At 69.8% G+C, this 15146-nt stretch carries 12 protein-coding genes and 2 pseudogenes; 9 read left to right on the plus strand and 5 right to left on the minus strand.

The genetic code is table 11. From position 1 onward, the window contains the following. Window positions 1-415: 415 nt before the first annotated feature. A complete protein-coding gene (locus ACWC09_RS10910) occupies window positions 416-571 on the plus strand; it encodes a LuxR C-terminal-related transcriptional regulator (RefSeq protein ID WP_450850261.1) in 156 nt (51 codons plus the stop codon). A gap of 57 nt (window positions 572-628) precedes the next feature. On the opposite strand, the pseudogene ACWC09_RS10915 reads toward ACWC09_RS10910, so the two are convergent. Then, window positions 629-1090 (minus strand): annotated as a pseudogene (locus tag ACWC09_RS10915) (CNNM domain-containing protein); the annotation flags it as partial. Window positions 1091-1222: 132 nt separating this feature from the next. Beyond that, entirely contained in the window at window positions 1223-2380 is a 1158-nt protein-coding gene (locus ACWC09_RS10920) for an acyltransferase family protein (protein WP_450850222.1), read from the minus strand. A 141-nt stretch (window positions 2381-2521) separates the two neighbouring features. On the opposite strand from ACWC09_RS10920, the pseudogene ACWC09_RS10925 reads away from it, so the two are divergent. Continuing rightward, window positions 2522-2931 (plus strand): annotated as a pseudogene (locus ACWC09_RS10925) (M56 family peptidase); the annotation flags it as partial. A 24-nt stretch (window positions 2932-2955) separates the two neighbouring features. Here ACWC09_RS10925 and ACWC09_RS10930 read toward each other — a convergent pair. Continuing rightward, entirely contained in the window at window positions 2956-3411 is a 456-nt protein-coding gene (locus tag ACWC09_RS10930; RefSeq protein ID WP_450850223.1) for a tellurite resistance TerB family protein, read from the minus strand. Window positions 3412-3887: 476 nt separating this feature from the next. Between ACWC09_RS10930 and fusA the strand changes: the two genes are divergently transcribed. Next, on the plus strand, window positions 3888-5933 hold the full coding sequence (gene fusA / locus ACWC09_RS10935) for an elongation factor G (protein ID WP_450850224.1): 2046 nt from the start codon (window positions 3888-3890) through the stop codon (window positions 5931-5933). A gap of 147 nt (window positions 5934-6080) precedes the next feature. On the opposite strand, the gene ACWC09_RS10940 is transcribed toward fusA, so the two are convergent. After that, window positions 6081-7850 (minus strand): coagulation factor 5/8 type domain-containing protein, encoded by a 1770-nt coding sequence (locus ACWC09_RS10940; RefSeq protein WP_450850225.1) that lies wholly within the window; start codon window positions 7848-7850, stop codon window positions 6081-6083. 211 nt (window positions 7851-8061) lie between these two features. On the opposite strand from ACWC09_RS10940, the gene ACWC09_RS10945 reads away from it, so the two are divergent. The 5 genes from ACWC09_RS10945 to ACWC09_RS10965 all read left to right on the plus strand — a co-directional run bounded on the left by ACWC09_RS10945 (window position 8062) and on the right by ACWC09_RS10965 (window position 13214). Continuing rightward, the gene (locus tag ACWC09_RS10945) at window positions 8062-9378 is read left to right on the plus strand and encodes an ABC transporter substrate-binding protein (RefSeq protein ID WP_450850226.1); all 1317 of its coding nucleotides are present in this window, start codon (window positions 8062-8064) and stop codon (window positions 9376-9378) included. Between the two features lie 5 nt (window positions 9379-9383). Further along, a complete protein-coding gene (locus ACWC09_RS10950; protein ID WP_450850227.1) occupies window positions 9384-10379 on the plus strand; it encodes a carbohydrate ABC transporter permease in 996 nt (331 codons plus the stop codon). A 7-nt stretch (window positions 10380-10386) separates the two neighbouring features. Continuing rightward, on the plus strand, window positions 10387-11226 hold the full coding sequence (locus ACWC09_RS10955; protein WP_450850262.1) for a carbohydrate ABC transporter permease: 840 nt from the start codon (window positions 10387-10389) through the stop codon (window positions 11224-11226). Between the two features lie 29 nt (window positions 11227-11255). Next, window positions 11256-12620 (plus strand): GH1 family beta-glucosidase, encoded by a 1365-nt coding sequence (locus tag ACWC09_RS10960; protein ID WP_450850228.1) that lies wholly within the window; start codon window positions 11256-11258, stop codon window positions 12618-12620. A gap of 156 nt (window positions 12621-12776) precedes the next feature. Next, window positions 12777-13214, plus strand: coding sequence for a GNAT family N-acetyltransferase (locus ACWC09_RS10965; RefSeq protein WP_450850229.1), 438 nt, complete (start codon window positions 12777-12779; stop codon window positions 13212-13214). A 45-nt stretch (window positions 13215-13259) separates the two neighbouring features. Here the strand turns inward: ACWC09_RS10965 and ACWC09_RS10970 are convergent, their stop codons facing one another. After that, a complete protein-coding gene (locus tag ACWC09_RS10970; protein ID WP_450850263.1) occupies window positions 13260-14036 on the minus strand; it encodes a CDP-alcohol phosphatidyltransferase family protein in 777 nt (258 codons plus the stop codon). 107 nt (window positions 14037-14143) lie between these two features. Here ACWC09_RS10970 and ACWC09_RS10975 point away from each other — a divergent pair, with 107 nt between their 5' ends. Next, complete coding sequence (locus tag ACWC09_RS10975) at window positions 14144-15127, plus strand: zinc-dependent alcohol dehydrogenase (protein WP_450850230.1); 984 nt, start codon at window positions 14144-14146, stop codon at window positions 15125-15127. Window positions 15128-15146 lie beyond the last annotated feature (19 nt).

Below are 15146 nucleotides of genomic sequence, written 5' to 3' on the forward strand. Positions count from 1 at the left end.
CGCCCCTACCGACGCTTCCACCGCGGCGGGCGCCACGGTCCGTCCCGGCGTCCGGCTCCGGTCCGTGTACGACAGCGACGGAATCGCGGACGACGGATGCCTGGAGACGGCCCTTCGGGGCGCCGCTGCGGAAGGGGAGCTGCGGCTCCTGCCCGGACTGCCCATGAAACTCGTCATCTTCGACGGCGTCGCGGCGATCATGCCGCTGCGGCGGGACGATCCCGCCGCGGGGTCACTTGTCGTGCACTCCTCGACACTGCTGGAAGTACTGTCCGCCCTTTTCGAGAGCGTGTGGGAGCGCGCGGTGCCCCTCTCGCTGGAAAACCGGCGCGCTTCGCCCACCGCGAGCACCGAAAGACAAAAAAGCGCTCTCGAGAGTCGGACGCGGGACATCCTTCGCCTGATGTCCGCGGGGATGAAGGACGACGCCATCGCGCGCGCCTTGCGGCTCAGCCGCCGGACCGTTCAGACCCATATCAGCGATCTGGGTAGACAACTGGGCGCACGGACCCGCTTCCAGATAGCCCTGCTGGCCCAGGAACGCGGCTGGTTCGGGGATCCGGAGGATTGACGTGCTCCCCTGGCCCAATGGAATTTGTCGGCGGATTCGGTGACTGCTCGCGCACCGGATCGTCAGTGACAGCACGACGGTGAAGACCAACGACGTGGCCGGCCGATCGGGCACGGCGATCGCGAGGTTCTTCGGGGCCGGCTCGCCGAGCACCGTCTGCACCACCGTGGCACCCACGAAGGCCAGCACCACGGACAGGCCCGTGACCGCCGCGTCCGGGAGGCCCACGCCGGACAGGGCCGGCTCGATCAGCGCGGACACCGACGGCTCGGCGATGAAGCCGACCACCAGACCGGTCACCGTGATGCCCAGCTGGGCACCGGACAGCATGAACGACAACCGCTCGAGCACCTTCAGCGCCCGGGCGGCCCGCCTGTCCCCGGCCTCCGCCTCACGGGCGAGGGCGAGGGCGAGACGGTCGGCGGAGACGTAGGCGAACTCCTGGACCACGAAGTAGCCCGTACCGGCGGTCCGTGCGAGCACGGCCAGCAGGCCCAGGAGAGCGTTCGCGGCACTCATCGACGGAACATGGAGAGGGGGCATCCCGCCGAGTGGCGTACTCGGGAAGGTCCTGGCGGGATGCTCGGGGACTGTGCCCGGGGTGTCCGTCGGTCTGGCGGACACGTGGTGGCTCCTCGTGTTCGGTCTGTGTCAGGACAGCGCTTGCGACTCCGCCCGGGTTCCGGGTTCGCGGACCGGTTCCGGAACGGGCCGTCGGTCGAGCGCATCCCGTCGAAACGCCCATTCCATGTTCGGCTCCACCACGAACCGGAAGATCCGCCGGACGGGCGGTGTGCACAGAACCGTCACCACCGCTCCGGCGACGAGGGTGGCGGTGAGCTCACCCAGCGGCCGGTGGACCCACTCGGGCGCGTACCAGCCCCAGAACCTCGACCCCTGCGCGACGAAGCCGTGCAGCAGATAGCCGTAGAGGGTGCCCGCGCCCAGTGCGGTGAACCACATCCGACGACCCGGCACCCAGGACAGGAAGCAGACGACCAGCACCGTCGAGCAGCCGAAGACGGCCAGCGTCATCAGTGGCCCGTACCAGGTCGGCGCGCCCAGTTCCGGCGCGCTGTCCCGGTGGAAGAACCAGGCCCCGGTCATTCGCGGCACCGTCCAGTACGCCACGGCGAGCGCGCCGACCGCGACCGGAACGGCTGCCAGCCGCACGCTCCAGCGGCGCACCAGCCGGAAGTGCTCCGGCCGCAGACACAGCCCCAGCACGAAGTACGGCAGGAACTGCAGCACCCGCTGCAGATCGAGATCGTTGCCGATGGACGGCGAGACCGTCGCCAGCGCCGCGACGGCCAGCGCGATCGGCAGCGGCCACCGCACCCGCAGCCAGAGCGGGGTGGTCAGCCGCCAGACGAACAGCGCGACCAGGAACCATGTCAGGTACAGCGGGTCCAGCAGGCTGATCGGCCGGTCCGGTTCCTGGTCGGTCCAGCGGGTGAAGAGGGTGTACGCCGTCTCGAACACGACGTACGGGACGGCCACCCCGGTCACCAGCCGTCTGAGCCGCCCGGGGCTCGCGTCGAAGCTCCGGGAGAAGTATCCGGAGACGACGATGAACGCCGGCATGTGGAAGGCGTAGACGAAGGTGTAGAGCGCGCTGACGGTACGGCTGCCGTCCCGCAGCGGCTCCCATGCGTGGCCGATGGCCACCAGCACGATCGCCAGGTACTTCGCGTTGTCGAAGTAGGCGTCGCGCTGCCTCGTCCGGGCCTCCCGTGCGCCGACCGGGGAACCCGCGGCCTCAGGTGCGGGTCTTGCTGGAGTGACGGTTGTGGTCTGGGGCTGGGACATTCCAGCCGCCTCACCGGTTCCGGCGGGTGTAAACCAACCGGAACGGGTTGTGGCCGGTTCTCAGACGTTGACGCCGAAGCCGGCCACGATCCCGGCCAGGACCGGAGGCATGGCCTGCCCGACGGACCCTGACCCCACGTCAACCCGCTCCCACGGCCCCTGAGCACGGCCGTCGCCCACACCGTCGAGCGCTGGGCCGACGAGGAGGCGACCCGCGTGGTCGGCGACCGGCGGATCACCGCCCGGGCGGTGGTCAAAGCGGTGCCGCGTCATCCGTCCGCCTCCGCGCCCACCCCGGCCGCCCCTCGCGCCCCTCATGGCCGACCCCCGCTCCTGCCCTGGCCGGGCTCGCGGCCGAACCCGGCCCCGTGCCACGCCGGGTGGCCGCGCCGCTGGGCCCGGCGCTGACCGCCCGCACTTGGCAGCCCATGGTCACGACCGTCGGCATGGCCGTGTGGACCGCGTCCGAGGGGGCCGTCCTGTCCGCGATGTCCCCGGCGAACTCGGCGGTCACCATGTTCCTGATCCTGAAGGCGGCGACCCCGCTGTAGCGGGCGCCGCCTCCGGAGGGCCGGTCAGAGGTCGAACTCGTGCGGAGGCAGGTCGAGGGCGAAGCAGGCCTCCCGGACGACGGCCTGCTCGGTCTTGTCGAAGTCGCCGTCGGCGCCGCCGATCACGATGCCGATCTGGACGACGGCACGCGCCTCGGCCGGCTTCTTCTTGGCCTTGGCGATCTCCTGCAACACGGTGACCTTGCCGAAGGCGAAGTCCGCCGTCAGCTTGTTCAGGTTGTCCTCGAAGCGGCGGCGCAGATCGTCGGCGGGGAAGTTCTGCAGGACCTCGTTGGTGGCGATCAACTGGGCCACGCGCTGCCGCTCCGCCGGGTCGATGGTGCCGTCGGCGGCGGCCACCAGGGCGCACATCGCCATGCTGGCGTCGCGGAAGGCGCCGCTCTTCAGGTCGTTCTTCTTCGCCACGAGCTGGGTCTGCATCGTCGACGCGGATTCCTTGATGCGGTCCCACAGGGCCATGAGAACTCCAGACGTTCGGATGGGAGGCCCGGCCCGACCGGTCGGCGGACCGGTGCCTCATTGGTTACTACAGCAACGTAGAAACTAATGTCCCGGTGGATAAGTTCCAGCCGTTCCCGGAAAGTTCATGCGGAACTTCCGGGACCGGAAGGGGGGCGGCTTTCACCCCGAAAATCCGGTGCGCCGGCCCCTCCGCCTTCCCTACACTCGCCACGCACCGTGCGTCGCCGTGACGCGCGGGACGAGTGAGGGGAGACCGGTCGTGCGCTACCGCACCGCTGTTGTCGTCCCCTGCTCGCAGTACGAGGTGATCCTCGTGTCCCCGTCCGTCCGGTGCCCGCTGCGCGGCCGGTACCGGATGCCTGTGACGAACGTCTGACGCGACACCCTTCCGACCCACCGGTGTGCCGTGGTCGTGCCCGTTCGCACGGGAATCGCGCTGCCCTGTTCAGAGTCACCAGAAAGGCCGACGGGCCGTGCGCACCGACATCAACGCCCTCACCACCGTCCGCAACCTGGGCATCCTTGCCCATGTCGACGCGGGCAAGACCACCGTCACCGAGCGGATCCTGTACGCCACCGGCACCATCCACCGGCGCGGTGAGGTCCACGACGGCACGACGATCACCGACTTCGACCCCCAGGAACGCGACCGCGGCATCACCATCTTCGCGGCGGCCGTGAGCTGCGCGTGGGACGGCCACCGGTTCAACCTGATCGACACCCCGGGGCACGTGGACTTCGCCGACGAGGTGGAGCGCTCGCTCAGGGTGCTCGACGGCGCGGTCGCGGTGTTCGACGCCGTGGCCGGTGTCGAGCCGCAGAGCGAGTCGGTGTGGCGGCAGGCCGACCGGCACGGCGTGCCGAGGATCGCCTTCGTCAACAAGCTGGACCGCGCGGGCGCCGACCTCGACACCGCCGTCGCCTCGATCCGGGACCGCCTCCATCCGGCGCCCCTGGTCGTGCAGTTGCCCATCGGTACGGAGGACCGCTTCACCGGTGTCGTGGACCTGCTGCGCCTGCGCGCACTGGTGTGGACCGACGGCAGCGACACGGCGGCCGTCCTGCCGGTGCCGGAGGACCTCCGCGAGGAGGCCGACCGGCGCCGCCGGCTGCTGGAGGAGGCCGTGGCCGAACTTCACCCGGCCGCGCTGGAGGAGTTCGTCGAGCGGGAGGAGCTGTCCGCCGAGACCCTGGCCGCGGCCCTGCGGGACCTGACCCTGAGCGGCGACGGCATCGTCGTCCTCTGCGGCTCCGCCTACCGCAACCGCGGCATCGAGCCCCTGCTCGACGCCGTCGTCTCCTACCTGCCCTCGCCGCTGGACGTGCCTGCCGTACAAGGCAGTTACGACGGTACGGAGCAGGAGCGGGCGGCCGATCCGGCGGCGCCGTTCGCGGCTCTGGCGTTCAAGGTGAACGCCACGCCGACGGGGCGACTGACGTACGTACGGATCTACTCGGGAACGATCGGGAAGGGAGACACCGTGTGGGACGCGGGCACCCGCCGCACCGAGCGGATCGGGCGCATCCTGCGGGTCCAGGCCGACCGGCACGCCCAGGTGGACCGTGCGGTCGCCGGGGACATCGTCGCCGTGGTCGGGCTGAAGTCGGCCCGCGCGGGCTCGACGCTGTGCGCTCCCGGCGCCCCGCTCGTCCTCGAACCCCCGGGCGTCACCGAGCCGGTGGTCTCGGTGGCGGTCGAGGCCCGCAGGTCGGCCGACGCGGACCGGCTGGCCTCGGCGTTCGCGCGGCTGGTCGAGGAGGACCCCTCGTTGGTCGTACGCACGGACCCCGAGACCGGCCAGACCGTCCTGTCCGGCATGGGTGAACTGCACCTTGAGGTCGCGGCCGAGAAGCTCCGGCTCACGCACGGCATCGAGCTCAACGTCGGCCGTCCGAGGGTGAGTTACCGCGAGACGGTCGGGCGCGGGGTGTCCGGGTTCGTCTTCCGGCACGTCAAACAGGATGGCGGGGCAGGGCAGTTCGCCCATGTCGTTCTCGACGTCGAGCCGCTGGAGACGGGTTTCGCGTTCCGCTCGGCGGTCGTCGGCGGGCGCGTTCCGCAGGAGTACGTCCGCGCGGTCGAGGCCGGCTGCCGGGACGCCCTCACCGAGGGACCGCTCGGCGGCCACCCGGTGACGGGCCTGCGCGTCACCCTCACCGACGGTTCGACCCATGTGAAGGACTCCTCGGACACGGCCTTCCGCACGGCGGGCAAGCTCGGTCTCCGCGAGGCCCTGCGCGCCTGCGCACTGGTCCTCCTGGAGCCGGTCGTCGAGGTCACGGTCACCGTGCCCGAGGACGCCGTCGGTGGGGTGCTCGGCGACCTCGCCGCGCGCCGCGGCCGGGTCTCGGGCTCGGTCACGCGCGCGGGCGCGGCGGTCGTGACGGCCACCGTGCCGCTCGCCGAACTCTTCGGCTACGCGACCCGATTGCGCAGCCGGACCCAGGGCCGCGGCACCTTCACGGCCCGCCCGACCGGCTACGCGCCGGCACCGGCCACGACACCGGCGCAGTCCTAGCGCCCAGGGGCGGCCCCTCCCGTACGCGGGCGGGGCCGCCCCCTGCGGCGCTCAACCGCCGTTTCAGAGAGACGACTTCAGAGAGATGACTTCAGAGAGATAACCTCAATGAGATGACTTCAGAGAGGCGATTTCAGAGAGGCGATTTCAGGGATACGACACCACCGTCGAAGGGGTCGTGGACGTGCCCGACGTCGGCGCCCCCGTGTCGTTGATGACGTGCTCGTACTGCCCCTGGCCGCCCAGCGAGACCACCAGCAGGTCGTGGAAGCGCACCCCCGGCCGGTTCGGCGCCGCGAAGCCACTGTGCTGCACGATGCTCGGGTCGACGTTGTAGAAGCAGTAACTCCCCAGCCCCCAGCCCTCGTGCGCGGTCACGCCGTCGCCGACCTTGTAGGCCGCGTAGCCCTTCACGGAGCCGTTCTGGATCGCGGCCTGGTTCGGGGCGTCGTACGCCTTCTCGTTCTGGAAGAAGATCGTGCGGCCCCGCTGCCCGTACCACTGCACGTCGTACTTGTTGAAGTGCTCCACGAACAGGCCGGTGCACAGCACGTCGTCGCCGTTGACGACGATCCCGTGGTCGGCGCGGTTGGTCTCCCAGCCGACGCCGTCGCCGTGGTCGGCGCGCCAGACCCAGGTGTGGTCGACGATGGTGTGCCTGTTGTTGATGACCACGCTGGTGGTGGCCTTGCCGGCGCCCGCGCCGCCGATGCGGACGAAGACGTCCTGGACGGTGGTCGGGTTGGCGGAGTGGTCCCGGGAGGCTCCTCGCGGGCCGACTTCCAGCAGGGTGGGGGAGTTGACCGGCCCGGCGTCGATGAGAAAGCCCGCCAGGCGTACGCCGTCGACGTCGGCCACGCGAAGGGCCGTAACTCCGTTGTCCGGGACGAGTGTTGCGTAACCCAGGCCCAGGACGACGGTGCCCGCGCGGTTCACCTGGATCGGGCGGTCGAGGTGGTAGATCCCCGGCGTCAGCAGCAGGTGAAGTCCTTGTGCGAGCGCCTGGTTGAGGGTGGCGGCGGAGACGCCCGGCTTGGCGACGTAGAACTGCGAGAGGGGGAGCGAGATGCCGCGCGGGGTGCCGTTGCCCCAGGTCACGCCCCGTGCGTTGGTGCGCTTCTCCGGCAGGAAGACGCGGAGGCCGCAAGCGCTGTTGACGTGGAGGAAGGGCTTCTCGCGCGAGACGGGGGTCGTGTCCAGTGTGGTGTAGGGCGGGCTCGGGAAGCTCTGCGCCGGTGCGCCCTCGACGCCTGAGAACACCATGTTCCAGACGCCGTTGAGCCAGCTGCCGATCGCGCTGTCCCTGGTGTACCACTGCTGCTGCGAGTACGGACCGACCTGGCCGTCGATGCGACTGTCGGCGATATAGCCACCGCTGGCCCAACCGTAGCCCGTGGGCGAGAGGTTGAGGCCGCCGCGCACATGCATACGGCGCAGCGGAGCCGCCTGTGCGACCGCCCAGCGGTTGGTGCCGTTCGCCGGGACCAGGGCCAGGTTCTCCGCCGAACGCCAGAAGTTCTGCGTGGCGTTGCCGTTGAACCAGCCCGCGTCGACCGTGACATCGCCGTTGATGGTCGTGTCGTCGGGGGAGAGGCCCAGGCCCATGATCGAGGTGTAGAAGCCGAGTTGGGCGTTGAGTCCGTCGTAGACGCCCGGCTTGAAGAGCAACGCGTAGCGGCCGGTGCCGAATTGAGCCGACTCCTGCTGCTTGAAGACCTCGTCCAGCTTGGCCTGGATGCCCGGGGTGGACGGGTCGAAGACCAGGACGTTCGGGCCGAGGTCACCGCCGCCGGGAAGGAGACGCGGCTTGCGGGGCGCCGCCGAGGACGGGGTGGCGGACGCGCGGCCGGACAGGCCGAGCACGGCGGGGGCGGCGGCGCCGAGGACGGTTCTGCGGCCTATGGCAGGCAGGGGCATGGGGCGGCTCTCCTGTTCAGGAAGTGAACGGGGTGGGGCTTGGGAGCGCTCTCTCGCCGGTGAATGTTTCAACTGGCCGAAGGGGTGCGTCAAGAGGTGGGACCGGAGTTCCACAAGGGTTGCCGCACCCCTTGACGAGCCCATCCCTTGAGGTTTAACTCACGTCCTAAATTAAGTCATGAGTGCAATCCCCGAAGGGACACCGGGAGCCATGCGCAGCATCCGAGCCGCGGCCGTAGGCGCCGTCACCCTGTCACTCGCCCTTGCCGCCTCGGCCTGCGGAGGCGGTTCGTCCAGCGGCGGCGGGTCGAACGACTCGCCCAAGACGCTCACGTACTGGGCCTCCAACCAGGGCGCCAGCATCGCCGTCGACAAGAAGGTCCTGCAGCCCGAGCTCGCCAAGTTCGAGAAGCAGACCGGCATCAAGGTGAAGCTGGAGGTCGTCCCCTGGTCCGACCTGCTGAACCGCATCCTCACCGCGACCACCTCCGGCCAGGGCCCCGACGTCCTCAACATCGGCAACACCTGGAGCGCCTCCCTGCAGGCCACCGGCGCGCTGCTGCCCTGGGACGCGAAGAACTTCGCCAAGATCGGCGGCAAGGACCGCTTCGTCGACTCGGCCCTCGGCTCGACGGGCGCGGCGGGCAAGGACCCGGCCGCCGTACCGCTCTACTCGATGGCCTACGCCCTCTACTACAACAAGCAGATCTTCGCCGACGCCGGAATCAGCCAACCCCCGGCCACCTGGGCCGAGTTGGTCGCCGACGGCAAGAAGATAACCGCGAAGGGCAAGTCCCCGCTGGGCGCCGAGGGTTCGAACCTCTCGGAGAACATCCACCACGTCTTCGTCTTCGCCAAGCAGCACGGCGCCGACTTCTTCACCGCCGACGGCAAGGCCGACTTCACGGGCGACGGCGTGGTCACCGCGGTCAAGCAGTACGTCGACCTGATGGCCAAGGACAAGGTCATCCCGACCGGTGACGCCGAGTACGCGCAGAACCAGTCCGTGAGCGACTTCGCCAAGGGCAAGCAGGCGATGCTGCTGTGGCAGTCGGCGTCCGCCAACCTCAAGTCGCAGGGGATGAACGAGAGTTCGTACGGCGTCGCGCCCGTCCCCGTGCAGTCCGGCACCCCCGGCACCGGAACCCAGGTCAACTCGATGGTCGCCGGCATCAACCTGGCCGTCTTCAAGAACACCCACAACCTCGACGGCGCCACGGAGTTCGTGAAGTTCATGACCAGCGACGCCGAGCAGAAGATCCTCAACACGGCGTACAGCTCGATCCCGCCGGTGAAGGCGGCGCAGACCGACGCGGCCTTCAACTCCCCGTCGAACGCGGTCCTCAAGGACACCCTCGCCAAGAGCGCCGCCGCGCTGCCGCAGGTCGCCGACGAGTCGCAGTTCGAGACGGCGGTCGGTACGGCGGTCAAGGACCTGTTCGCCGACGTGGCCGCCGGGCGCGCGGTCACCACCGACTCGGTGAAGGCGAAGCTCGAGAAGGCCCAGCAGCAGATGCCGGCGAAGTGAGCCCGATGACCACCACCACCCTCAAGGAGCCTTCGATGAGGGGGAGTTCCGCAGGGGAGGCGGCGCGTGAGCCACGTCGCCGCCGGCCCGGCCGGATCCGCCGCATCGGACTCCCGTACCTGCTGCTCCTGCCCGCCCTGCTCCTCGAACTCCTGGTCCACCTGGTGCCGATGGTGATCGGCATCGTGATGAGCTTCAAGGAACTCACCCAGTTCTACATCCGCGACTGGGGCAGCGCGCCCTGGTCCGGCCTGGGCAACTACAAGGTGTCGGTGGACTTCGACGCCCCGGTCGGCGAGGCGTTGCTCCACTCCTTCTTCGTCACCGTCGGCTTCACCCTCCTCTCGGTCGGCCTGTGCTGGCTGATCGGTACGGCGGCGGCGATCTGCATGCAGGACACCTTCGCCGGCCGCGGACTGCTGCGGGCCCTGTTCCTGGTGCCGTACGCCCTGCCGGTCTACGCGGCCGTCATCACCTGGGTGTTCATGTTCCAGCACGACAACGGCCTGGTGAACCACGTCCTGCACGACCAACTGCACCTCACCGACAAGCCGTCCTTCTGGCTGATCGGCGACAACAGCTTCTACGCGCTGCTCACGGTGTCGGTGTGGAAGGGCTGGCCCTTCGCCTTCCTGATCGTCATGGCCGGACTCCAGAACATCCCGAGGGAGTTGTACGAGGCGGCCGCCCTGGACGGCGCCGGGATGTGGCAGCAGATACGCCGTATCACCCTGCCCTCGCTGCGTCCGGTCAACCAAGTCCTGGTGCTGGTCCTCTTCTTGTGGACCTTCAACGACTTCAACACGCCCTACGTCCTGTTCGGCAAGGCCGCCCCCGAGGCCGCGGACCTCATCTCGGTCCACATCTACCAAGCGTCCTTCGTCACCTGGAACTTCGGTACCGGCTCCGCGATGTCCGTGCTCCTGCTGCTGTTCCTGCTCGTCGTCACGGGCGTGTACCTGGCACTCACGTCGCGTGGACGGAGGGCAGCCGATGCCTGAGTCGCCCATGGCGCCGCCGAGTTCCTTCCTCTGGTCCCGGCGCGTCTTCCTCACCCTCCTCACCGGGTTCGTCCTGGTGCCGGTGTACGTCATGGTCTCCAGTTCGCTGAAGCCCCTCGCCGATGTCACGGGCGATTTCCGTTGGGTGCCGACGGATCTGACGATCCGTCCGTACATCGACATCTGGTCCACGATCCCGCTGGCGCGCTACTTCATGAACTCGCTGATCGTGGCGGGCGCGGCGACGGTCTGCTCGGTGGTGATCGCGGTGTTCGCCGCATACGCCGTCAGTCGTTACGACTTCCACGGCAAGCGCGTCTTCACGGTCACCGTCCTGTCCACGCAGATGTTCCCGGGCATCCTCTTCCTGCTCCCGCTGTTCCTCATCTACGTCAACATCGGCAACGCCACCGGAATCGCCCTGTTCGGCTCGCGCGGCGGCCTGATCCTGACGTATCTCACCTTCTCGCTCCCGTTCTCGATCTGGATGCTGATCGGGTACTTCGACTCGGTGCCGCGCGACCTGGACGAGGCGGCGCTGGTGGACGGCTGCGGACCGCTCGGGGCCCTCTTCCGCGTGGTCGTGCCGGCCGCGGTCCCGGGCATCGTGGCGGTCGCCGTCTACGCCTTCATGACCGCCTGGGGCGAGGTGCTCTTCGCCTCCGTCATGACCAACGACACCACCCGTACCCTCGCCGTCGGTCTCCAGGGCTACTCCACCCTCAACGACGTGTACTGGAACCAGATCATGGCCGCCTCGCTGGTCGTCAGTGTGCCCGTGGTCGCCGGTTTCCTGCTGTTGCAGCGCTATCTCGTCGCCGGGCTGACGGCAGGGGCCGTCAAGTGACCCACTCGTCCGCATCCGAAGGGACTTACGTGTCCGACCGCATCGACCTCGCCGCCTTCCCGTCCGACTTCCTGTGGGGGACGGCCACATCGGCGTACCAGATCGAGGGAGCCGTCGCGGAGGACGGCCGCGCCCCGTCGATCTGGGACACCTTCTCGCACACCCCCGGCAAGGTCGCGGGCAACGACCACGGTGACGTGGCCTGCGACCACTACCACCGCTGGCGCGAGGACATCGCCCTGATGCGTCAACTGGGCACGAACGCCTATCGGTTGTCGATCGCCTGGCCCAGGGTGATCCCGGGCGGCGACGGCCCGGTCAATCCCAAGGGGCCGGCCTTCTACGACGAGTTGGTCGACGGGCTGCTCGAAGCCGGCATCACTCCGTCCGCCACGCTCTACCACTGGGACCTGCCGCAGACCCTCCAGGACCGGGGCGGCTGGCCGGAGCGGGACACCGCGCTCGCGTTCGCCGGGTACGCCTCTGCCGTGGCCGAGCGCCTCGCCGACCGGGTCACCCTCTGGGCCACGCTCAACGAGCCCCTCTGCTCGGCCTGGATCGGCCACCTGGAGGGCAGGATGGCCCCCGGGCTGACCGACCTGTCGGCCGCCGTCCGAGCCTCCTACCACCTCCTGTTGGGTCACGGCCTCGCCGCGCAGGCGATCCGTGCCGCATCCCCGTCCGCCCAGGTCGGTATCGTCACCAACCTCTCCACGATCCACGCGGCCACGGACCGTGAAGAGGACGTCCGGGCCGCCCATCGCATGGACGGCCACGTCAACCGTTGGTGGCTGGACCCCGTGCACGGCCGAGGGTTTCCGGCCGACATGCGCGAGTTGTACGGCGTCGAACTCCCGGAGCTCGAAGGCGACTTGGCGACGATCGCCGCCCCGCTCGACTGGCTCGGGCTGAACTACTACATGCCGGCCACCGTCGCCGACGACCCCACCGGGCCCATGCCGAGGGCCCGTTCGGTCCGACGCCTCGGCGTCCCCCGTACCGGAATGGACTGGGAGGTCGACCCCAGCGGCATCGAGGCGCTTCTGCTCCGTCTCACCGGCGAGTACGGCGCCCGCAGGCTGTACGTCACCGAGAACGGCTCCGCCTACCCGGACGTCGTACGACCCGACGGAACCGTCCATGACCCCGAGCGCCGGGACTACCTGGAGCGCCACCTCGCCGCCTGCGCCTCGGCCGCCCGCAAGGGCGCCCCGCTGGCCGGGTACTTCGCCTGGTCGCTGCTGGACAACTTCGAGTGGGCGTACGGCTACGACAAGCGGTTCGGGCTGGTCCATGTCGACTACCGGACACAGGTCCGCACGATCAAGGGAAGCGGGCACCGGTACGCGGACATCGTCAGGGCACATCGGGAAGGGGTCCGGCGCGCGGCCTGACGGTGGTGTCGTCAGCCCGTGAGCAAGGACCCCCCGCTCACCACTGGCACACGCCACGCCTGCCGTACAGGAGGCCGCCGGCGGTTCCGTGGCTGGTCCTGGCCGCCGTACCGCCGCCGGCGGTTCGGTCGGTGCCGCGTCGATAGGGTCGGCGTCATGAAGATCGATGTGGAGATCGTGCGAGAGGCGGACCAGGAACTCACCGACGCCTTCGGCCGCCTGCTGCCCCAACTGTCCCGCACCGCGAAGCCACTGGATGCCGACGCCGTCACCCGCATCCTGGCGTCCGACACGAACACGGTCCTCGTCGCCCGCGCCGACCGCGAGATCGTCGGCACCCTCACCCTGACGATGTCCCCACTGCCCTCCGGCCTGCGGGCCCGCATCGAGGACGTGGTCGTGGACACCGCCGCACGCGGACACGGGATCGCCGGCCTGCTGATGGAGGAGGCCCTGAGCATCGCCGGAAAGGCCGGTGCCCGCACCGTGGACCTCACCTCCCGACCGGACCGGGAGGCCGCGAACCGGCTGTACGAACGGCTGGGGTTCCAGCGGCGGGAGTCGACGGTGTACCGGTACCCGATCGACCGGTGAGGGGCCCTCAAGGCCGCCGTATCCCGCTCCAGGGGTGGCCGCCGCTCAGGAAGCCACGGTCTCCCGCTCCGCCTCCAGTTCCAGCATCTCCTCGACCTCGCCGTCCTGGACGCGGGACGTCCGGTGCAGCCAGCGGACATCCCGGCCGAAGGACCAGGTCAGGGAGGTCAGGGCCAGGGCGGTGACACCGAAGGAGGCCATGGGGGGGAGGTAGTCCGAGGCGGCCAGGAGGAGGCAGATGCCCTGCATCGCGGCGACCGTCTTGCGGGCCATGCTCGGGGGGAGCGGGGCGTTCAGCCAGGGGTGGACGCGGGCCGCCGCCACGAAGGCGTAGCGCATACCGCCGATCAGGAGGACCCACGGGCCCTGCTGCATGGAGACGTAGACGCTCAGCACCAGGATCAGGAAGGCGTCCACCTCCATGTCGAACCGGGCGCCCAGCGCGGTCGAGGTGTTGGTGGCGCGGGCCACCTTGCCGTCCACGCCGTCGAGGATCAGCGCCACCGCCGTCAGGCCCACGAAGACCGTCACCGGCGGGGAGCTCTCGAAGGAGTCCGCCACCAGGGCCGTCACACCGCCGACCAGCGTGGCTCGGCCGAGCGTCACCCGGTTGGCAGGTCCGAAGGAGCGCGGCCGGGTCCTGTGCAGCGCCCGCGAGAGCACGGCCCAGGTGGCGACGGCGAAGGCGAGGCCGGTCAGCCAGCCCGCCGGCCCCAAGCCGATCGCCGTACCGAGCAGGGCCAGCAACAGGATCTGAACGCCCGCTCCCACAGCGGTCTCCTGCTGAACCAGCCTTGCGTCGTAAGTGTTGTTCAGGGCCACCGCAGGTCCTCCGGCCATGTGACAGAGTCGATCAACGCCGCGTACTGTGCGCGGCCTGTGCACACCTCGGTACGTGAACCACTTCCCGATCGTTCAGGAGGACGTCGATGAACCGCATCTCGCGCGCGTTCTGGCTGGGCCGTCCGGGGGTCGGCGAGATACGGGACGTCGACCTGCCGGAACCCGCGGAGGGCGAGGTGGTGGTGCGCTCGCTCTTCTCCGGGGTGAGCCGCGGGACGGAGACCCTCGTCTTCCGGGGCGGGGTGCCCGAGAGCCAGCACGCCGCCATGAGGGCGCCCTTTCAGGAGGGCGAGTTCCCCGCACCCGTGAAATACGGCTATCTCAATGTGGGGGTGGTGGAGGAGGGGAGCCAGGAGCTGGTCGGGCGGACCGTTTTCTGTCTCTATCCGCATCAGACCCGGTACGTCGTCCCCGCCTCCGCCGTCACCGTCGTACCGGACACCGTTCCCGCCGAGCGCGCCGTCCTCGCCGGGACGCTGGAGACCGCCGTCAACGCTCTCTGGGACGCCGCGCCGCTGATCGGCGACCGCATCGCCGTGGTCGGCGGAGGCATGGTCGGCTGCTCGGTTGCCGCCCTGCTCGCCCGTTTTCCGGGTGTACGGGTCCAGCTGGTGGACGCCGATCCCGCCCGCGCCAAGGTCGCCCGGGCTCTCGGCGTCGACTTCGCCCTGCCGGCGGACGCTCTCGGTGAACGGGACCTCGTGGTGCACGCGAGCGCGACCGAGCAGGGGCTCGCGCGCGCCCTTGAGCTGCTCAGACCCGAGGGCACCGTCCTGGAGCTGAGCTGGTACGGCGACCGGAAGGTCGGCCTCCCGCTCGGCGAGGCCTTCCACTCCCGGCGGCTCGTCATCCGCTCCAGCCAGGTCGGCACCGTCTCCCCGGCCCGCCGCTCCAGCCGTACGTACGCCGACCGGCTGGCCCTCGCCCTCGAACTCCTCGCCGACCCCGCCCTCGACGCCCTCATCACCGGTGAGTCCGCCTTCGAGGAACTGCCGGACGTCATGCCGCGCCTGGCCTCCGGGGAGATCCCGGCGCTCTGCCACCGGGTGCGGTACGCGGACACAGCCTGACGCAGTCGTTCAATCCGGG

It is taken from the genome of Streptomyces sp. NPDC001617, assembly GCF_053596855.1.

Coding starts and splice junctions, on each gene's coding strand:
- ACWC09_RS10910 (WP_450850261.1), top strand. CDS start 416: ATGAAGGACGACGCCATCGCGCGCGCCTTGCGGCTCAGCCGCCGGACC.
- ACWC09_RS10920 (WP_450850222.1), bottom strand. CDS start 2,380: ATGTCCCAGCCCCAGACCACAACCGTCACTCCAGCAAGACCCGCACCT.
- ACWC09_RS10930 (WP_450850223.1), bottom strand. CDS start 3,411: ATGGCCCTGTGGGACCGCATCAAGGAATCCGCGTCGACGATGCAGACC.
- ACWC09_RS10940 (WP_450850225.1), bottom strand. CDS start 7,850: ATGCCCCTGCCTGCCATAGGCCGCAGAACCGTCCTCGGCGCCGCCGCC.
- ACWC09_RS10945 (WP_450850226.1), top strand. CDS start 8,062: ATGCGCAGCATCCGAGCCGCGGCCGTAGGCGCCGTCACCCTGTCACTC.
- ACWC09_RS10950 (WP_450850227.1), top strand. CDS start 9,384: ATGACCACCACCACCCTCAAGGAGCCTTCGATGAGGGGGAGTTCCGCA.
- ACWC09_RS10955 (WP_450850262.1), top strand. CDS start 10,387: ATGGCGCCGCCGAGTTCCTTCCTCTGGTCCCGGCGCGTCTTCCTCACC.
- ACWC09_RS10965 (WP_450850229.1), top strand. CDS start 12,777: ATGAAGATCGATGTGGAGATCGTGCGAGAGGCGGACCAGGAACTCACC.
- ACWC09_RS10975 (WP_450850230.1), top strand. CDS start 14,144: ATGAACCGCATCTCGCGCGCGTTCTGGCTGGGCCGTCCGGGGGTCGGC.